Genomic DNA, 20,117 nt, shown 5'->3' with positions numbered 1-20,117 from the left:
TTTTGTGGACGAGAAACAACGTTACGCCGACGGCCTGCAAGTGCGCCGCGAAGTGCTGGGCGACGCGCACGTCGACCGCAGCCTCAACGCCTTGACTGAATTCAACTGCGAGTTCCAGGAAATGATCACCCGCCACGCCTGGGGGGATATCTGGACTCGCCCCGGCCTGCCTCGGCATACCCGCAGCCTGATCACCATTGCGATGCTGATCGGCATGAACCGCAGTGAAGAGCTGAAGTTGCACCTGCGCGCTGCCGCCAGCAACGGTGTCACTCGCGCCGAGATCAAGGAAGTGCTGATGCAGAGTGCGATTTACTGCGGCATCCCGGCAGCGAATGCAACGTTTCACCTGGCGGAGTCGGTGTGGGATGAGTTGGGTGTGGAGTCTGGCCAAGACTGAATTGAAACACGGTCGCACAGGGGTTGGCGTGTGTCAGTGGGAGTCCGCATCCCATATCCAGCTCCATACACCCGGCAAGTGCACCACTTCATTCACATCCTTCACCGTGCGCGCCAGCGCCGCGCGTTCCAGCGTGGCATGGTCGGTGTAGAACGGCTCGGCCGCGGTTTTCATGCCGTTTATTTGGGCACTGTCCATCAGAATCTGCAGGTACTCCTGCAAATGCCGCGCGGTGTAGCGGTTGATATCGTGGAAGGTCACCACCACCGGTATCACGCCGTCCACCGTCGGTAACTCGCCCAAGGCAATGCGCTCGCGTACCACCGACAGTTGCCGATACAAATTCGCGCGGCGGCGCGGGCTGCCATTGAAACCCCAGATTTTGCCGTCATTGGCACTCAGGTCAGTCAGCAATACATGCATGCCGTGGCGCTGGTAGGCGGCGAAGGTGCGCTTGTCGTAGTTCCAGAAGGGCGGGCGCACCAGTGTAGGTGGCGCACCGGTGATCGAGGCAATATCCGCTGCGCCCTGGCTAAGGGTGCTTTCAAGCTCGGCGTCACTCAGCCAGCGGTGGTTGGTGTGAAACCCCGTGGCCGTATGGAAAGCCAGGACGTGACCGGCTGCGTATTCACGTGCAATGGTCTTGCGCCCCCGAGGGCTGCCGCCTGCGCGGGAGGATTCGGTTTGCAGGAAGAACACCGCTTTGATTCCCGGCATTATCGGGTTCTGCGCAAGATCGGCTATCACCGAACGGCTCGGGTTGTTGTAGCCCGAGGCGCTGGGGCCGTCATCGAACGTCAGCAAGAAGCGAATGGGGGCCTGGGCCTGTAAACGCTGCTCGGTCTGCGGCGTTAGGGCAATGGGCGCGCTTATGCAGCCGCTGAGCAGAATCGACAGAATGACAGTCAGGTATTTCATGGCAGCCTGGGTTCAGAGGTCGTCATCCGTGTCGAGGGGTCCGTGTACCGGGTGAAGGGCGCGTGCACGATACAGCATGATTGCGCCTGTCATCACCGCTAAATACTGCCGCTTGTCTTAAGGGGGGCGGGCTGCTGCGTCAGCCCGCTTTCAGGTGTCAGGCGTAGTGTGTTCGCGGGGCCTTACCCATTTCTTTGTTCAGCGTGTTTTCAGTAAATGGCGCGGGGTTGGTTGTGGTCGCAGAGGTGGAGGGGTCGTTGTCGAAATCGAAGGGCGCCGCTTTGCTCGCCAGGCCGACGGCCTGCAGTTCGTCGTTGGGTGGGCCAGGGCGCTCAGGATGAGCAAGGGTCGGCTCACTCGCGCCGGGCAGGAGTGTGCCATTGGCGCCGTTCCAGGCGTGCGCCATCTCATGGTACAGCTGGACCAGGGGCGAAGTCGGGTCGTCGGTGCCATAGATAGATGACGGGTTATAGAAAATTGTACCTTTGTCCGCCCGCGAACCCGGCAACCCATCCTTGATATAACCGCGTTTGGGGTCATCTGGCCCGTCGCCAAGCTGCCGGGTATCGTCCAGTTTTTGCAGCTCGGTACTCCAGAATAGGTAGGAATTACCGGGGCCATCGGAGGGTACGATGTTGACGGGACCGCCGTTTTGCAGCGCCGCCTTATCCAGCGCCGCCAACATTTTTTGCCCTTGGGGCGATGCGCGCAGTAATTCCAGATCGTTTTCGACCCGCTGAATGAAATCGGGTGGCCCCATGACTCTGAAGGCTTGTCGGCCCGCTTCGTTTGGCATCACACGCGTGATCGTTGAACCTTGGGTGCCCATCACGCGATCGGTTTTTTGTGCGTAGATACGCGCCTTGATGGCGTTGGCCCGAACGATGTTCTGGCCCTTCCCAGTATAAAAAGTGGTGTCGTCATGGCCCACCAATAAGTCATTGCCCAGCCCACCGTTGAGCACTGTATGGCCATTGCCTGCGTAAAGCTGGTCGTCGTCGGCGCCGCCATCCAGGTGGCTGTGTTTACTGGCCGGCCCGCTGCCTGCATACATGCGGTCCTTGCCGCTATTTCCGTACATGACGGCGTGGCCAGTGCCACCCATCATCGTGTCGTCGCCCTCATTGCCTTCTGCATAGCCTATGCCGCTGCCAAGCCGAATATGGTCATTGCCGCGCCCGCCGTAGACGCTGGTGTGGCCGCCGCCTGCCTGGATAAAGTCATCACCGTCCTCGGCTTCGATCTCCACACGCACAGTGACATTGGGGTCGATGGTAATACGGTCGTTACCCGCCCCGGTTTTGATGTGCAGGAAGGTCGGAACATTTGATTGGCCGTCGGGCGTGTTGAAGGCGTAGTAGCGACCGTTCACCTGCGCATACAGTTGGCCGTCAGGACGTTGGCTGATGTGGATCTGGTCGGATTTATCGCCCGTTTCGAGGAGCAGAATATTAGCCAGCGTCTCAGGACGTTCAGGGTTTTTGAGACCTTTGATCAGCACCTGACGGGAACGTAGGTTGCCGTCATCCACCAGTATTTTTGTCGTGGTTTGAGTGGGGGGGGGTTTGGAGGGCGGTGTGAGTTGGTTGCGGTTGACGGTGGGTGGGGATGGCGCCATGAAGTGGCTGTGATGCGACCTTACTGAACTCATGGGGGTTACCTTCCTGTCGGATTTTAGCGTTTTTAGAGTCGGCGTTTGCGACGCCGGCGCAGGTATCCGTCAGTCGAGCGATTAGGGTTGAACGTTCCTACTGCAATTGAGGCAACTTGCTACAAAACAGCCGCGCTCAATCAATGCGCGGCTATCACCTGGGCTGACCTGGGCGCTTATAGCAGGCTGATGGGGTAGCTGACGATCAAGCGGTTTTCATCGAATTCAGTGTTGTTGAAGTCCCGACGCATAGTCGAATTGCGCCAGCGCACGTTCAGATCTCTGAATGTGCCGCTCTGCACCGTGTAGCCCAGTTCGGTCTCGCGGCCCCACTCCTTGCCGTCGGTGAGGGTGGCGGTATGCACGTTACTGCCGCTGATATAGCGGTTCATCAGGGTCAGGCCCGGTATGCCGAGGGCGGCGAAGTTGTAGTCGTGGCGCACTTGACAGGATTTTTCCTGGGCGTTGTCGTAGCTGGCGTTGTAACTGTCGTTGGCCAGCGTACCGCCACTGGTGCCGTTGACGCGCATCCACGCGCTGTTGCCGGTGAGTTTTTGCAGGCCGACATAGAAGGTGTTGCCGCCGTATTTGGCAGAGAACAGCCCGGACCAGGTTTTATTGTCCAGGCTCCCTGCGCGGGCGCTGCCGTCGTCCTTGCCGTAGAAGAACCCGAGGTTGGCGCCCAGGGTCCAGTCGCCTAGGGGCTGGCTGTGAATCAGGTTGACGAACTGCTGGCGGTAGATGTCCTTGAGCTGGGCATTCCACAGGCCGACTTGGGTGTGTTTGTCGTTGAACGCGTATTCGCCGCCTTGGAAGTTGAAGCGGTCGGACGTGAAAGCGGTTTTCCCGGACATCGACATATCCGTCATGCTGCTGTCATCGCGCGGGCTGTTGGCGCGGAACTGGCCGGCGTAGAGGGTCAGGCCGTCGATCTCTTTGGAGGTGATCTGCCCGCCGCGCAGGGTTTGCGGCAAGGACCGGCCATCGTCTGAACGCAAAATCGGCAGCACCGGCATCCACTCGCCAACCTTGACCTCAGTCTTGGAAATCCGCGCTTTGAACGCCACACCCAAGCGCCCGAAGTTATCCGCCGGGCGGCCATCGTGGTCCAGTGGTAACAACTGGGTGCCACCGGTGCCGCGTCCGCCATCGAGCTTTTGCGAGTACAAACCCAGCACATCCAGACCGAAACCCACCGTGCCTTGGGTGAAGCCGGACTTGGCGTCGAGAATGAAACTTTGCGTCCACTCCTGCGCGCCGCCCTGGGCTTTGGTCGGGTTGGTGTAATTGCGGTTGATGAAGAAATTGCGCAAGTTGAGGTTGGCGCTGGCGTCTTCGAGAAAGCCGTGTTCTTCGGCGACGACGGGCAAGGCAAGGCTGGCGACAGCGGTCGCCAGCAACAGCTGGCGCGGGTGCAAAGTGCTCATGGTGTAGGACCTGTTGTTATTGGGGTTATGCAGGTGCCGGCCATGTTGCTTGGCGGTGTGGGCGCGATGAAAGTGGGGGAAGGCGGGTTGTGGGCGATGATCGAACGCAAGTTGACGGGCCGCCGCTGCAACGGCTGGCCCGCCACCGGGCGGCTTACAGTCGAGACTCAATCAAGCGGGTCAAAGGAAAGCCGGGCAGGTACAGCTGGCAGGCGAGCGTCACGACCACCATCACCACTAGGAACACCAGTTGCCATGGGCTCCAGTAACTCCAGTGCAGGCCGCTGATCCACGGCCATTTGGCATTAAAGGATTCGTCGACCTCACCCATGCGCCGGTGGCTGAACAGGTGGATCAGAATCATGCCCAAGTAGGTCAACATGCCCATCAGCCCCAGCACAAAGCCGAACATCCACAGCATCCCTACTTGCGGCACACCGTGGCGCAGCACCAGCCAGTATTGGCGCGGGTTGACGCGTTTGGGCAACACCCGCTCGCTCAGCCACAGGTCCGCAACGCGCAAGCACGAGGTGAATGCCGCCCAGGCCTGGGTGGCGCGTATGGCGACGGTGGCCGGCAGAAAGGTCAGCAGCATGAACATGACGAGTTCGACCGGCACCGGGCTTTTTTTCAGGTGGATGGAGGCCAGGCAGGTGGCGATGGCCAGCCCGCCCCATACCCTGGCCCAGCTTTTTTGGGTGACTGGACGCGGCAGAAACTTGCGCCAGAAAAACACATCGGGCTGGGGCAGGCGTTCAAGCAACGACGGGTAACGCCAGGCGAGTTTTTCCGACAGTTGCTGGCAGGCGTTCCATTGGTCTGCGCCAAACTGGGAAGTCAGTCGATGCTGTTCGGTGGTGGACATCGGCGTCAGCAACAGACGCGCAGCCAAGGTGTCGAGTGCATTGCGTGGCCCGTTCTGGGCTTTTTCCAGCAGGTTGTCGTAGAAACTTTGCTGCTCGCAACGCTCGACCAGCGTGCGCCACATCCACGCGGGCTCTGGGTGCACGCCTTTCTGGTCATCCCAGCCAAAGGTCTGGCACACGCGCTCGAACAACGGCACGCTCCAGGTGCTGTCATGCAGCAGTTGCAGAACGATGCGTTGCCATTGTTGTTGCAGGTCGAACACGCGCAGCCAGGGTTGCTGATTGTAGGCTTTGAGCTGGTTGACGAACTCGCGCTCGGCCTTTTGCTCCAGCTGTTCCTGCAGAGCCTGGCGATAAGCCTGCAGCCGCTCGCCGCTCAGCGTTTCGTGTTGCCAAGGGCTCATCGACACACGTTGCCAAGGGGTCAGCCATTCCAGGTGCTGCACCGCCCAGGCGGCAATGCTGGCGCGCTCACCGGGGGCATCGAAACAGTGGCGCAGCAGGGCTGCCTGGAATGCATCGGCGCAGAGTTGATGCTGGGCCTGTTCCCAGCGCTCGTCGAGGTTGTGAGCGCCCAGCCCGTTGATCAGCGCTTGCGCGCGCGTCTGCTCGGCTGGCGGGTCGAACGGGGCAGGGCTGACGGGGCGCACATCGAAAGATTCCGTGCGTTCATTGCGGTCGGCATGGGCCAGTTCGGCCACTGGCGCCTCGATCACGTGGGCGTCTTCGTCGTCGTTCTCGGCCCGCCAGCGCGCGCTATTCAGCGCCTGTTCATAAGCCTCGCGCAGGCGCTGGAAACCCTCGGCGTCATCGTCCGGGCGGCAGCTTTTCAGCAGCCGCGCGTAGGTTCGCTTGATGGTGCGCTCGTCGGCATCGTCTGCCAGTTGCAACACTGTCCAACAGTCCATGTCGTTATCTCTCAGCGCCAGAACCCGTTGTCGAGTTGCTCTAGTTGACGGGTGAGTTCGCTGCGGGCCTCACGGATGCGGCGTTCGTCCTGGGTGTCGAGCACTTGCTGGAACTGCGCGGCCCAGTGCCCGAGTTGCTCGCGCAGCTCGCCGAGGCTTTCCTGGTAGAGCCGTTCGAGGCGGGCGGTCAGCACGGTGTTGACCTGCTGGTCGCGCGGGTGAATCTTCAACAGCGCCAAGGCTTGCAGGCGTTGCTGGATCTCCTGCGGGCTGAGCACGCCGGGGTTGTTCTCGATCACCAGCGAATGCTGCTCGCCGGTCAGCGGGATGTTCACCTGGGCTTCGAGCAAGCCGTTGTTGTCGTAGGTGAAGCGTACGTCCAGCGAGACTTCACCGGCCTTGCGCTTGGGTACGGGGATTTCCAGCTGGCCCAGTTCGATGTTGTCTTTCACCAGGCGGCTTTCGCCCTGATAGATTTTGAGCAGCACGCGGGTTTGGTCGTCGTGAAGCGTGACCACACTCTTGACCCGGCTGACCGGCACGCTGCTGTTGCGTTCGATCAGCGGCAGGTAATGCCCGCTTTCAATATGGCCGCCGTACTGGTTCGAGGTTTCGATGCCCAGGGTGTAGGGGCAGACGTCGGTCAGCACGATCTCTTCCAGTGCCGCCGAACGAGCTTTGAGCGCCGCCTGGATCGCCGCACCGTGGGCGACCACCTGGTCCGGGTCGAGGCTGATGGACGGGAAACGCCCGAACAAACCTGCGGCGAGTTTGCGCACCAGCGGCATGCGCGTGGTGCCGCCGACCAGCAGAATTTCATCGAGGTCGCCGACCCGAATTCGTGCATCACGCAGGGCGCGTTCGATGGGGGCGCGCAGGCGTTCCAACAAGGGCGTGTAAAGCTTGGCGAGTTCGGCCTGGGTGATGGTTTTGGCCCACTGCTGGCCGTCGACGCGCAGGGCGAACTCGGCGCTGTCGTCCTGGCCCAAGGCTTTGCGCACGCGCTCGGCTTCGCGGCGCAGGGCCTGCAACACACTGCTGGTGGGCGGGAAACCCTGAGCGTTGCGCTGGCTGTCGACGAAGTGTTCCAGCAACAGGGTGTCGAAGTCTTCGCCGCCCAGGAAGTTGTCGCCGGCGCTGGCGCGTACTTCCATCACACCGTCGAACAGCTCGATGATCGACACGTCAAAGGTGCCGCCGCCGAGGTCGAACACCAGGAACGAGGTTTCCTTGTCACGCTGGTGCAGTCCATACGCCAAGGCAGCGGCGGTGGGTTCGTTGATCAGCTTTTCGACGTTGAGCCCGGACAGTTCGCCGGCGATGCGCGTGGCTTTGCGTTGGCCGTCGCTGAAGTAGGCGGGCACGCTGATTACCGCTTCAGTGACGGTTTGGCCGTAGGTGCGTTCGATGTCTTCTTTAAGGCTTTTGAGGACCAGCGCCGACAGCTCTTCGGGGCGGAACGAGCGGTCGCCGAGGCGCACTTCGGTGGCACTGCCCATGTAGCGCTTGAACAGCGACGTGGTCAGGTGCGGGTGGGTATGCAGGCGTTCCTTGGCGGCTTGGCCGACCAGGATACGGCCTTGATCATCCAGGCCGACCACGCTTGGGGTCAGCAACTGGCCAAGGGCATTGGGCACCATTTCGGCGGCATCGCCGCGCCATACGGCGGCCAGGCTATTGGTCGTGCCCAGGTCGATTCCTACGATCATTACGACAAGCTCCCTCTGTGGTCTGTAAGAATCTGTTACCAATTTTACCCTGAAAGGTTCGGCAGAAAGCAAGGTGCAGACTTGATGGGGGGGCTTGGTGGTTTTTGGGTGGGTTATGTAGATATGAGTACATATCCGTTGCTGCGGTAACGGCGGCTTATGGTTCCGCTCTTACAGCGGGTCACTTTTGGCAAACGCCCCAAAAGTAACCAAAAGGGCTCTTGCCCCACCACTCTGTGCCTCGCTTAGGCTCGGCATGCCAGAACGCAGGCTTGAATCCGTGGGCCGCCACGGATTCAAGCCTGCGTTCGGCCATCGTGGTTAACGGGGCCTGTCAGATCAAGATCAAAAGCAGATCAAAAGCAGGGCAAAAGCACAGCAGAGCAGCACACTCTCTGTCTGATGTACCGAACTCTAGATGTGGGAGCGGGCTTGCTCGCGAAGGCGGTGGGTCAGTTACACATGAGCTGACTGACCCACCGCCTTCGCGAGCAAGCCCGCTCCCACAATTTTGACCGAGTTCAGCTGCCAGCACCGCAGTGCTCTGCTTTTCTGTGGGAGCTGGCTTGTCGGATCGCCGCACCGCTGCGATGAAGACACCTCGGTCCATCAGGTACACCCAGTTGATGCCATCGCAGGCAAGCCAGCTCCCACAGTTGATTGAATTCAGCTTCCAAGATCAGGTCGGCTACCAGGCCGCCGTGCTCTGCTTTTGATCTTGATCTGCTGTTGATCTTGATCTTAGGCGCCCCGTTAAACCACGCTGGCCGAACGCAGGCTTTGGAGCGAGGGTAAACCGGCAGGACGCCGGTTTAGCCGCGATGGGCCAAGGATGGCCCATGGCGGCGGCCCGCTTCGTGATGCCGGAGTGGGCACACCGAGCCTAGGCGAGGTGCCGAGTGGTGGGGCAAGAGCCCTTTTGGTTACTTTTGGCTGGGCCGGCATTCCGGGGTCTTTTCCAAAAGTGACCCGCCGTAAGGGCGGAACCAATTTAAGCCATCACTCAAACAACGGATATGTACGCAGCGAGCCCACGATACCTCCCAAAAAAAGAGTACATACCTATGGCCATCGCAGACAAACAAACTAATTAAATGGCAAAAAAAAACCGCTTCCGGTGAGGGAAGCGGTTTTATCTACAACAGCACGATCAGAACAACTTCAGTGCCGGTGCTTCTTCTTTCAACGGTTCGTTCTTCGCGGTCTGCGCGTTCCAGCCACCGCCGAGGGCCTTATACAGGTTGACCTCGCTGTTGAGCTGCGCCAGGCGGTCGGTGATCAGCGATTGCTGGGCACTGAACAGCTGGCGTTGGGCGTCGAGGAAGGTCAGGTTGCTGTCGACACCAATGCGGTAGCGACGCTCGGCCAGGCGGTAGTAATCCTGGTTGGCCGCGACGAAGCCACGCTGTGCATCCAACTGCTGCTTGTAGGTCTCCCGCGCGGCGAGGCCGTCGGAGACTTCCTGGAAGCCGGTCTGGATCGCCTTCTCGTAGTTCGCCACGTTGATCTCTTTCTGGATCTTCGAGTAGTCCAGGCTGGCGCGCAGGCTGCCGGCGTTGAAGATCGGGATGTTGATCTGCGGGGCAAACGACCAGGTGCCCGAGCCGCCTTTGAACAGGCCGCCCAGCGTTGGGCTGGCAGTGCCGGCACTGGCGGTCAGGCTGATGCTTGGGAAGAACGCTGCACGCGCCGCGCCGATATTGGCGTTGGCGGCCTTGAGGTTGTATTCGGCCTGCACAATGTCGGGACGACGTTGCAGCAGGTCCGATGGCAACCCGGCAGGTACTTCGCTGAGCAGGTCATCCGACAGCGGCTTGCTGGCGATATTCGCCGGCAGGCCGGTGCCCAGCAGCAGGGTCAGGCTGTTTTCGTCCTGGGCCACCTGGCGGGTATAACGCGCCAGTGCCACCCGCGCGTTTTCCACCGAGGTCCGCGCCTGGCTGAGGTCGAGGGCCGAGGCCACGCCAACTTCGTTACTGCGCGAGGTCAGTTTGTAGCTTTGCTCGAACGCGCCGAGGGTGTCCTGGGTCAGCTTGAGCAGTTCCTTGTCGGCCTGCCAGGTCAGGTAGGCGTTAGCCACACTGGCTACCAGGCTGATCTGGGTGCTGCGCCGCGCTTCTTCAGTGGCGAAGTACTTTTGCAGGGCTTCTTCACTCAGGCTGCGCACGCGACCAAACAAGTCCAGCTCATACGAGCTGATCCCGAGGCCGGCCGAGTATTGGCTGCTGATGGTCGATTCGCCGGTCTGCGACAGCTTGGCCGGGGTGCGCGAACGGCTGCCGCTGCCCGTGGCCGATACGGCCGGGAAAAGGTCGGCGCGCTGGATCTGGTACTGCGCCGCGTAGGCGTCGATGTTCAGCGCCGCGACACGCAGGTCACGGTTGTTCACCAACGCGGTCTGGATCAGCTGTTGCAGGGCAGGGTCATGGAAAAACTGCTTCCAGCCCTGCTCGGCAGCGGCCTGGCCCGGCGCCTGGGCCGACGAATACGCCGGCCCTTGCGGGAACTGGGCAGCCACCGGTGCTTCAGGGCGCTGATAGTCAGGTATCAGCGAGCAGCCACTGAGCACGAATGCCGTGACGGCTAGGGAAAGTAGCGACTTGCTCATTGGCCAGCCTCTTTAGGAGTTTCAGGAGTAACTTTCTTTTTACGCTCGCCAGCAGCCGATACGGTTGCGAAGAACAGTGGCACCCAGAAGATCGCCAGGACGGTGGCGGTGATCATACCGCCAATGACGCCGGTACCGATTGCGTGCTGGCTGCCTGAGCCTGCGCCGGTGGAGATCGCCAGTGGCAATACGCCGAGCACGAACGCCATGGAGGTCATGATGATCGGCCGCAGACGCATGCGGGACGCCTCGATGGCCGCCTCGACGATGCCTTTGCCTTGTTCGTGGAGCTCTTTGGCAAACTCCACGATCAGGATGGCGTTTTTCGCCGCCAAGCCCACAGTCACCAACAGGCCCACTTGGAAGAACACGTCGTTGGACAACCCGCGCATGCTGGTTGCAATCAACGCACCCACAACCCCTAGCGGCACTACCAGGATGACGGCGATCGGGATCGACCAGCTTTCGTACAGTGCTGCGAGGCAGAGGAACACCACCAGCAGCGACAAGGCGTACAGCGCAGGTGCCTGGGAGCCGGACAGACGTTCTTCATACGACAAACCCGTCCACGCATAGCCAACACCCGCCGGCAATTGCTTGGCAATACGCTCGACTTCGGCCATGGCGTCACCGGTACTGTAGCCCGGAGCCGGCGTACCAAGGACTTCCATCGCCGCTACACCGTTGTAGCGCGAGAGTTTCGGCGAACCGAAGATCCACTTGCCCGAAGCGATGGAGGACAACGGCACCATCTTCCCGGAGTCGCTGCGCACGTACCATTTGTTCAGGTCTTCAGGCGACATGCGGCTGGCGGCATCACCTTGCACGTACACTTTCTTCACCCGACCGCGGTCGATGAAGTCGTTGACGTAGCTGCCACCCAATGCAATCGCCAGGGTCTGGTTGATATTCGACAGGGTGATGCCTTGGGCGCTGGCCTTCTCGTCGTCGACGGTGAGCTCGTACTGCGGCTCATCGTTCACGCCGTTGGGGCGCACGCCTGCCAGAATCTTGCTTTGTGCTGCCATACCGAGGAACTGGTTACGCGCGGCCATCAATTTATCGTGGCCGACACCGCCCTGGTCTTGCAGGAATACGTCGAAGCCGGTGGCGTTACCCAGTTCCAGTACAGACGGCGGCACAATGGCAAATACCATGGCGTCCTTGAAGGTCCGCATGAAGTAGCCCTGGGCGCGCTTGGCGATCTCGAACACCGAGTTGGAAGCGTCACGCTCGCCCCACGGCTTGAGCATCACAAATGCCAGGCCGGAGCTTTGGCCACGACCGGCGAAGTTGAAGCCGTTTACGGTAAACACCGATTTCACGCCTTTGCCTTCGCCCGGCTCGCCTTCCTTGTCGTTGAGCAGGTACGCACGCATATCGTCGATGACTTTCTGTGTACGTTCAGCCGTAGAACCGACCGGCGTCTGTACCTGGGCAAAGATCACGCCCTGGTCTTCATCGGGCAGGAACGCTGCAGGGATGCGCATGAACAGCCAGATCATGCCGACGATGATCAGCAGGTACACCAGAAACGCCGGGATCTTGTGCTTGATCATGTTACCCACGCCGCGCTCGTAGCTCAGTACGCCACGGTCGAAGGTGCGGTTGAACCAGCCGAAGAAACCACGTTTGGGTTGGCCGTGTTTTTCCGGGTCGATCGGCTTGAGCATGGTGGCGCACAAGGCCGGGGTGAAGATCAGCGCAACCAGTACCGACAACGCCATGGCCGAAACGATGGTGATGGAGAACTGTTTGTAGATCACACCGGTAGAACCGCCAAAGAACGCCATCGGCAACAGTACCGCCGACAGAACCAAGGCAATACCCACCAGGGCGCCCTGGATCTGGCCCATGGATTTAACCGTCGCCTCCTTGGGCGACAAGTGCTCCTCGGCCATCACCCGCTCGACGTTCTCCACCACGACGATGGCGTCATCCACCAGCAAGCCGATAGCCAGGATCATGCCGAACATGGTCAGGGTGTTGATGGTGAAACCGAACGCGGCCAGGATCCCGAAGGTACCCAGCAGCACCACCGGTACGGTCATGGTCGTGATGATGGTGGCGCGGAAGTTCTGCAGGAACAGGAACATCACCAGGAACACCAGCACGATCGCTTCGACCAGGGTGTCGACTACACCGGAGATCGATTCGGTCACGACGGGGGTGGTGTCATACGGCACCACTGCCTTCATACCTGGCGGGAAGAACGGTTCAAGCGACGCGACGGTGGCACGGATGGCCTTGCCGGTGTCCAGGGCGTTGGCGCCCGAAGCCAGCTTGATCGCCATACCGGAAGCCGGCTTGCCGTTGAACTGCGCAGCGATGCTGTAGTTCTGGCCACCGAGTTCAATACGGGCGATATCTTTCAGGCGTACCTGTGAACCGTCTGTATTGACCTTCATCAGAATGTTGCCGAACTGCTCGGCCGTCTGCAGGCGGGTCTTGCCGATGATAGTGGCGTTCAACTGGGTGCCGGGCAGGGCAGGCAAGCCGCCCAGCTGGCCGGTCGCGACCTGCACGTTCTGTGCGGAAATCGCAGCGCTGACATCCACCGGCGTGAGCTGGTAGTTGTTCAGCTTGGCCGGGTCGAGCCAGATACGCATGGCGTACTGCGAACCGAACACCTGGAAGTCACCTACACCCGCGGTCCGCGAAATCGGGTCCTGGATGTTCGACACGATGTAGTTGGACAGGTCGTCCTTGGTCATGCTGCCGTCTTCCGACACCAGACCGATCACCATCAGGAAGTTCTTCACCGACTTGGTCACGCGGATACCCTGCTGCTGCACTTCTTGCGGCAGCAGTGGGGTGGCCAGGTTCAGTTTGTTCTGCACTTGAACCTGGGCGATATCCGGGTTGGTACCCTGGTTGAACGTCACAGTGATGGTCATGCTGCCGTCGGAGTTACTGTCCGAGGAAACATAACGCAGGTTGTCGATACCGTTGAGCTGTTGCTCGATCACCTGCACCACGGTGTCCTGCACGGTTTGTGCGGACGCGCCTGGGTAGGTCACCTGGATGTCGATCGCGGTCGGCGCGATAGCCGGGTATTGGTTGATGGGCAACTTCATGATCGAAAGTGCCCCGACCAGCATGATCACCAGGGCGATAACCCAGGCGAAAATGGGGCGGTCGATAAAAAATTTCGACATGGGTTACTCCCCTTTGCCGGCAGCGGCAGCAGGAGCAGCACTGCTAGCGTCAGCAGGCTTAGCGTTGTCGGCCGCCTTGACCTTGACCTCGACGCCCGGCTTGACGTACTGCAAGCCTTCTGTGATCACACGGTCACCGGCGTTCAGGCCTTTTTCCACCAGCCAGTAGGCGCCGTAAGTACGGTTGGCCACCAGCTCACGCTGCTCGACCTTGTTGTCGGCGTTGACGATCAGCGCCGTTGGAATGCCTCTCAGGTCACGGGTTACGCCTTGCTGCGGCGCCAGGATGGCCTTGCTGTTCACACCGGCTTTTAGTTGGGCGTGGACGAACATGCCCGGTAACAGGGTGTGGTCAGGGTTCGGGAACACGGCGCGCAGGGTCACGGAACCGGTGGTCTGGTCGACCGACACTTCGGAGAACTCCAACTTGCCGTCCTGGCTGTAGGCGGTGCCATCTTCCAGGGTCAGTTTGACCTTGGCAGCGTTTTCACCGGCTTTTTCCAACTGGCCGCTTGCCAGGTCACGGCGCAGTTTCAGCATTTCAGCCGAGGACTGCGTGACGTCGACATAGATCGGGTCCAGTTGCTGGATCACGGCCATGGCGTCGGCTTGGCCATTGCTGACCAGTGCGCCTTCGGTGACCGAGGAGCGGCCAATGCGCCCGGAGATCGGCGCGAACACTTTGGTGTAGCGCACGTTGATCTGGGCGGTTTGAACGTTGGCTTCGGCGGTCATGCGATTGGCGACAGCGGTGTCGTATTCCTGACGGCTGACGGCTTGCTCATCGACCAACTGCTTGTAGCGGTCGCTGATGGATTTGGTCTGGGTCAGGCTCGCTTGTGCGCTTTTCAGGGTGGCGTCATACACCGACGGGTCGATCTGGTAGAGCTGTTGCCCTTCCTTCACGTCGCCGCCTTCTTTGAACAGGCGCTTGAGAATGATGCCGTTGACCTGCGGCCGAACTTCCGCGATGCGGTAGGCCGTGGTGCGGCCCGGCAGTTCGGTGGTCAGGGTAAAGGCTTGCGGTTGAATAGTGACCACGCCGACCTGAGGGTTTTGAGCGGGCGGAGCCGCTTCTTCCTTTTTACATCCGCTGAGCAGCGATGCCAGGGCGACGGCAGTGACCAGAGCGGTAACAGCTGGCTTAAGTTGCATGAAGATCCTCGGGTCAGGCGCGCACAATGCGCACAAGCAGTGTGGAAGGGTAAAAATCAAGCCGTGAGTGGATAAGTAGCTTGCTACGCAATATACTTACGTTCATGGTTGTTTGTAAACTCTTGACAGGCTTCGCGGATTGTTGACAAAGCAACTGCCAAAGCCTCGATTTTAGTACGTTCGGCGCCCATGACGGTGTCGTCCCACAATTATTCAGATGATCGTTATCGCCTATTAAAGCCGCGTTACCGATCGTCCAACGTGTTCTGATTGAGGTTTTACTGCCATGGTTCGTCGCACCAAAGAGGAAGCTCAGGAAACGCGCAGCCAAATTCTTGCCGCCGCCGAACAGGCGTTTTATGACCGCGGCGTCGCGCGGACCACGCTGGCGGACATTGCGGCGTTGGCGGGTGTGACGCGCGGTGCTATCTATTGGCATTTCAGCAATAAGTCCGATTTGCTGCAGGCACTGCTCGACACGCTGCACGAGCCCCTGGATGAATTGGCCCGGGCCAGTGAAAGCGAGGAAGAAGCCGACCCGCTGGGCTGTATGCGCAAGCTGTTGATTCATCTTTATCATCAAGTAGCCCTGGACCCGAAAACCCGGCGCATCAACGAAATCCTGTTTCATAAGTGCGAGTTCACGGATGAAATGTGTGACATGCGGCGCCAACGTCAAACCCACAGCCTGGAATGCAACCTGCGTATCGGCCTGACCTTGCGCAATGCGGTCCATCGCGGGCAACTTCCGGAAAACCTGGACACTGCACGTGGAGCTGTGTGCATCCATGCCTACATCCACGGCTTGATTGGCCAGTGGCTACTGGTACCCGACAGCTTCCAACTGCATCAGGACGCCGAACGCTGGGTTGATGCGGGGCTGGACATGCTGCGCTTGAGCCCCAGCCTACGCAATTAAGACAAAATGCGTAATTGCATCCAGTTGTGTCAACAGTAAAGACCAGAGACAGTCAATCGTCCCTTCGCAGGATTTGTGGGGTGACTTTATATACGGGCACGCGGGCGGTTGATAGGTAGCCGACTAAGTATTTTGTAGCGATATTGTTGCAATGCTGTGAAGGAATGTTTCCCGGCCCCAACGAAAAAGCCCCGGTTCCTGCGAGCCGGGGCTTTTTCGTTTCAGCTTGTTGCTTTAGATCGCCAGCGTCGGGTAGTCGATGTAACCGACCGGACCCTTGGCGTAGAAGGTTTCCGGATGCGCTTCGTTCAACGGCGCATCGGCCTTCAAGCGCGCCGGCAGGTCCGGGTTGGCAATGAACGGTACGCCGAAGGCCACCGCATCCGCCTTGCCCGAAGCCAGCCAGGCGTTGGCGCTGTCCTTGGTGAAACGTTCATTGGCGATGTACGCGCCGCCGAAGGCTTTTTTCAATTGTGGGCCAAGGCTGTCGCCGGCTTCTTTTTCACGCGAGCAGATGAACGCGATGCCACGCTTGCCCAATTCGCTGGCGACGTAAGTGAAGGTTTCCGCCAAGTTCTCGTCGCCCATGTCATGGGCGTCGGCGCGCGGTGCCAGGTGCACACCCACACGGCCGGCCCCCCAGACTTCGATGGCCGCGTCGGTCACTTCCAGCAGCAGGCGGGCACGGTTTTCCAGTGAGCCGCCGTAGTTGTCAGTACGTTTGTTGGTGCTGCTCTGCAGGAACTGGTCGAGCAGATAACCGTTGGCGCCGTGGATTTCCACGCCGTCAAAACCGGCGGCCTTGGCGTTTTCGGCGCCGACGCGGTAAGCATCAACGATGTCGGCGATTTCGGCGGTTTCCAGGGCACGTGGCGTTGGGTAGTCGGCCAGTGGGCGCACCAGGCTGACGTGACCTTTGGGCTGGATGGCGCTCGGTGCCACCGGGGTTTCGCCATTCAGGTAGGACGCGTGGGAGATGCGGCCGACGTGCCACAGTTGCAGGACAATCTTGCCGCCTGCGCCGTGCACGGCCTTGGTCACATTGGCCCAGCCGCGTACCTGGTCGTTGGACCAGATGCCTGGAGTGTCCGGGTAGCCCACGCCCAACGGCGTCACGGAGGTGGCTTCGCTGAGGATCAGGCCGGCTGAGGCGCGTTGTACGTAGTACTCGGCCATCAGCGCGTTAGGCACGCGACCTTCATCAGCGCGGCAGCGGGTCAGCGGCGCCATGATGATGCGGTTGGCCAATTCCAGGTCGCCCAGTGTGATCGGATCAAAAATAGTCGTCATGGGATAACACCCTTCTCTTTAAGTGAATTGCTCAGTGGGTCGCAGGCGCCAGGTCGGCATCGCCGTTCTGACGGAAAGTAATCAGGGTGACCAGCAGGGCCAGGATTGCCAGAGCAGCAGCTGCCAACGGCACGCTGGTCAGGCCGAAACCGTGGGCAATCACGCTGCCGCCGACCCAGGCGCCGAGGGCGTTGCCGATGTTGAAGGCGCCGATGTTCAGGGTGGACACCAGGTTCGGTGCGGCCTTGCCGAAGGTCACTACGTTGATTTGCAGTGCTGGCACGGCGGCGAACGAGGCGGTGGCCCACAGGAACAGGGTGATTTCAGTCGGGATCACCGCAACGCTGGTCCAGGTCAGCACCGTGGAGACCACCGCCATGCTGATGAACACGCCGATCAAGGTGGCCGCCAGGCGTTTGTCCGCCAGCTTGCCGCCAACAATGTTGCCCACGGTGAGGCCCAGGCCGATCAGCAGCAGCGTCCAGGTCACGCCTTTGGGCGAGACGCCAGTGACGTCGCCGAGCAACGGCGCGACGTAGGTGAAGAGGGTGAACATGGACGCGGCGAACAGCGCGGTCATGGTCAGCGACAACCAAATGCCGGCGCCTTTGAGGGCAGCCAGTTCGGCGCGCATATCGAGTTTTTCTTCGTCACGCTTGGCCGGCAGGAAGCGGATCAGGCCGATCAAGGCGACCACACCAATCGCCGTCACCGCCCAGAAGGTCGAGCGCCAGCCAGCTTCCTGACCCAGCGCGGTACCCAGCGGCACGCCGAGCACGTTGGCCAGGGTCAGGCCGGTGAACATCAAGGCTACAGCGGAAGCACGCTTGTTGGCCGGTACCAGGTTGGCCGCAACCACCGAACCAATCCCAAAGAACGCGCCGTGGCACAGCGCAGTGACTACACGGGCAACCATCAGCACGTTGTAGTCGCTGGCCAGGGCGCAGAGCAGGTTGCCGACAATAAAGATGCCCATCAACGCTACCAGGGCGGCCTTGCGTGGCAGCTTGGCGGTGGCCAGTGCCATGAAGGGCGCGCCGATGGCTACGCCCAGGGCGTAGCCGGTGACCAGCCAGCCGGCGCCGGGAATCGACACGCCCAAGTCCGCCGCCACATCGGGCAGCAAGCCCATGATAACGAACTCGGTGGTGCCGATGGCGAAGGCGCTCAGGGCCAGTATGAGTAGCGAGAGGGGCATTAGCGTTTCCTTGGTTACAGCGGTTCGATGATTTCAGCGCTGAGTTCAGTCGTGAGCGCCGCGAGGAACGCTTGGATCACTTCCTCGTTACGCTTGAAAAAGTGCCACTGCCCGGCCTTCTGGCTGCTGATCAACCCGGCCCGTTGCAGGGTGGCGAGGTGGGCCGACACGGTTGACTGGGACAAGCCGCAGCGCTGGTCGATCTGCCCGGCGCAGATGCCGTATTCGTGGTGGTGCACTTGCTCTGGGAACTGCACTTTCGGGTCTTTGAGCCAGGTGAGAATGTCTCGTCGTACTGGGTGCGCCAGGGCTTTTATTATTTCGTCGAGGTCGATGAACATGGCAGATGCTCGTTTTCGTAAACCGTTATATCGCGATGAGGCGAACTTTAAATCGTTGTATCTCGATATACCAATATGCTTTTGGTCTTAGGTCAGGCTATTTCGGTATATCGGGTTATAACGATACGTGGTCGGCAGTGGTAGACTGCGCGGCATGAATTATCTCGCACATCTGCACCTGGGCGGCCAACTTCCTGCGCAATTGCTGGGCAGCCTCTATGGCGACTTCGTCAAAGGCCGCCTGCAGGGCCAGTTCAGCCCGCAAATCGAGTCGGCGATCCAGCTGCATCGCGCCATCGACCGCTTCACCGACAGCCACCCGCTGGTAGGTGAGGCGTTGTCACGCTTCAGCCTGACCCGCAAGCGCTACGCCGGGATTGTCCTCGATGTGTTTTTCGACCACTGCCTGGCGCGGGATTGGGCGCTGTATGCCAACCAGCCTCTGGAGCACTTCACCTCGCAGGTCTACCGTGTGCTGGCGGCCGAACCGCAATTGCCGGGGCGGCTGGCGCAGATTGCGCCGTATATGGCAGCGGATGATTGGCTGGGCTCGTACCGTGAGTTCGCGGTCATGGAGCCGGTGTTGCGTGGGATCTCGCGGCGTCTGACACAGCCCGAGGAACTGCGGCATGCCATGCAGGAGTTACGGGTTTTGTATGAGCCGCTGAGTGAAGACTTTCGGCGGTTCTATCCTGAATTGCAGAGATTTGCACAATCCCACCTGACGGTTGAGATCTAAACCTGTGGGGCTTGCCTGCGATAGCGATCTGTCAGTCGATAATGGTGTTGCTGACTCACCGCCATCGCAGCTTAGGTATCTACACATCTTTTTATGGGTTGGATGCTTTGGTTGTCGCGGGGGGCTGGGTACATATCCGTTATTTGGGTAACGGCGGCTATGGGTTCCGCTCTTACAGCGGGTCACTTTTGAAAGAGCGCAAAAGTAACCAAAACGCTCTTGCCCCACCACTCGGCACCTCGCCTAGGCTCGGTGTGCCCTCACTTCGGCTTTGGAGCGGGGGCCGCCGCCATGGGCCATCCTTGGCCCATCGCGGCTAAACCGGCGTCCTGCCGGTTTACCCCCGCTCCAAAGCCTGCGTTCGGCCAGCGTGGTTAACGGGGCGCCTCAGATCAAGATCAAGATCAAAAGCAAGAGCACGGCGGCCTAGTAGCCGACCTGAGTGGTTAGATCAAGAACAGAGCCGAGGCGGCCTGGCAGCCGACCTGATCTTGGAAGCTGAAACTCAATCTAATGTGTGTGTGGCTTGCCTGCGATGGCATCAACTCGGTGCACTTGATGGACTGAGGTGTCTGCATCGCAGCGGTGCGGCGATCCGACAAGCCAGCTCCCACAGAAAAGCAGAGCACTGCGGGGCTGGCAGTCGAACTCGTTCAAAATTGTGGGAGCGGGCTTGCTCGCGAATGCGGTGGGGCAGTTACACATGAGCTGTATGACCCACCCCACTCGCGAGCAAGCCCGGCCCCACATTTGGCATTGGTTTCATTATCTAGCCAAGGTCGTGCCCTTGTTTCGCTCTGTTCTTGCCCTGCCTTTGATTCAACCACTCT

General features: G+C 60.2%; 14 protein-coding genes. 3 read left to right on the top strand and 11 right to left on the bottom strand.

Translation table 11 applies throughout. The annotated features are described in order from the left end of the window. Positions 1 to 4: 4 nt before the first annotated feature. The gene (gene pcaC, locus E0F99_RS16845) at positions 5 to 400 is read left to right on the top strand and encodes a 4-carboxymuconolactone decarboxylase (protein WP_083359725.1); all 396 of its coding nucleotides are present in this window, start codon (positions 5 to 7) and stop codon (positions 398 to 400) included. A gap of 33 nt (positions 401 to 433) precedes the next feature. Here the strand turns inward: pcaC and E0F99_RS16840 are convergent, their stop codons facing one another. From E0F99_RS16840 to E0F99_RS16800, 8 genes are all read right to left on the bottom strand, one after another. Then, positions 434 to 1,318 (bottom strand): polysaccharide deacetylase family protein, encoded by an 885-nt coding sequence (locus tag E0F99_RS16840; RefSeq protein WP_083359724.1) that lies wholly within the window; start codon positions 1,316 to 1,318, stop codon positions 434 to 436. 157 nt (positions 1,319 to 1,475) lie between these two features. Then, positions 1,476 to 2,849: a M91 family zinc metallopeptidase gene (locus E0F99_RS16835; RefSeq protein ID WP_239557362.1), complete on the bottom strand. Its 1,374-nt coding sequence runs from the start codon at positions 2,847 to 2,849 to the stop codon at positions 1,476 to 1,478. Between the two features lie 296 nt (positions 2,850 to 3,145). Beyond that, the gene (locus E0F99_RS16830) at positions 3,146 to 4,396 is read right to left on the bottom strand and encodes an OprD family porin (protein ID WP_083359722.1); all 1,251 of its coding nucleotides are present in this window, start codon (positions 4,394 to 4,396) and stop codon (positions 3,146 to 3,148) included. 154 nt (positions 4,397 to 4,550) lie between these two features. Then, complete coding sequence (locus E0F99_RS16825; protein WP_083359721.1) at positions 4,551 to 6,170, bottom strand: J domain-containing protein; 1,620 nt, start codon at positions 6,168 to 6,170, stop codon at positions 4,551 to 4,553. Between the two features lie 11 nt (positions 6,171 to 6,181). Continuing rightward, positions 6,182 to 7,879, bottom strand: a complete 1,698-nt coding sequence (locus E0F99_RS16820; protein WP_083359720.1) for a molecular chaperone HscC — start codon at positions 7,877 to 7,879, stop codon at positions 6,182 to 6,184. A 1,150-nt stretch (positions 7,880 to 9,029) separates the two neighbouring features. After that, on the bottom strand, positions 9,030 to 10,487 hold the full coding sequence (gene adeC / locus E0F99_RS16810; protein ID WP_083359719.1) for an AdeC/AdeK/OprM family multidrug efflux complex outer membrane factor: 1,458 nt from the start codon (positions 10,485 to 10,487) through the stop codon (positions 9,030 to 9,032). Next, positions 10,484 to 13,645: an efflux RND transporter permease subunit gene (locus E0F99_RS16805; RefSeq protein ID WP_083359718.1), complete on the bottom strand. Its 3,162-nt coding sequence runs from the start codon at positions 13,643 to 13,645 to the stop codon at positions 10,484 to 10,486. Before E0F99_RS16805 ends, adeC begins: the two co-directional genes overlap by 4 nt. 3 nt (positions 13,646 to 13,648) lie before the next feature. Beyond that, positions 13,649 to 14,800 carry an efflux RND transporter periplasmic adaptor subunit gene (locus tag E0F99_RS16800; protein WP_083359717.1) on the bottom strand — a complete coding sequence of 384 codons (1,152 nt, stop codon included), beginning with the start codon at positions 14,798 to 14,800 and terminating at the stop codon, positions 13,649 to 13,651. Between the two features lie 286 nt (positions 14,801 to 15,086). Between E0F99_RS16800 and E0F99_RS16795 the strand changes: the two genes are divergently transcribed. Beyond that, positions 15,087 to 15,719 (top strand): TetR family transcriptional regulator, encoded by a 633-nt coding sequence (locus tag E0F99_RS16795; RefSeq protein ID WP_083359716.1) that lies wholly within the window; start codon positions 15,087 to 15,089, stop codon positions 15,717 to 15,719. Positions 15,720 to 15,953: 234 nt separating this feature from the next. Here E0F99_RS16795 and E0F99_RS16790 read toward each other — a convergent pair whose 3' ends face one another. Genes E0F99_RS16790 through E0F99_RS16780 form a run of 3 tightly spaced genes read right to left on the bottom strand, consistent with a single transcriptional unit; the run spans position 15,954 to position 18,548 of the window. After that, positions 15,954 to 17,009 carry an alkene reductase gene (locus E0F99_RS16790; protein ID WP_083359715.1) on the bottom strand — a complete coding sequence of 352 codons (1,056 nt, stop codon included), beginning with the start codon at positions 17,007 to 17,009 and terminating at the stop codon, positions 15,954 to 15,956. 31 nt (positions 17,010 to 17,040) lie between these two features. Further along, a complete protein-coding gene (locus E0F99_RS16785; protein WP_083359714.1) occupies positions 17,041 to 18,207 on the bottom strand; it encodes an MFS transporter in 1,167 nt (388 codons plus the stop codon). A gap of 14 nt (positions 18,208 to 18,221) precedes the next feature. Then, positions 18,222 to 18,548 (bottom strand): ArsR/SmtB family transcription factor, encoded by a 327-nt coding sequence (locus E0F99_RS16780; RefSeq protein WP_083359713.1) that lies wholly within the window; start codon positions 18,546 to 18,548, stop codon positions 18,222 to 18,224. Between the two features lie 154 nt (positions 18,549 to 18,702). Here E0F99_RS16780 and E0F99_RS16775 point away from each other — a divergent pair, with 154 nt between their 5' ends. Continuing rightward, positions 18,703 to 19,287, top strand: a complete 585-nt coding sequence (locus E0F99_RS16775; protein WP_083359712.1) for an acyl carrier protein phosphodiesterase — start codon at positions 18,703 to 18,705, stop codon at positions 19,285 to 19,287. The last annotated feature ends 830 nt before the right edge of the window (positions 19,288 to 20,117 follow it).

Origin of the sequence: Pseudomonas antarctica (genome assembly GCF_900624995.1) — a bacterium.
GTDB lineage: Bacteria > Pseudomonadota > Gammaproteobacteria > Pseudomonadales > Pseudomonadaceae > Aquipseudomonas > Aquipseudomonas antarctica.
This window is presented reverse-complemented; position numbering and strand designations above follow the sequence as displayed.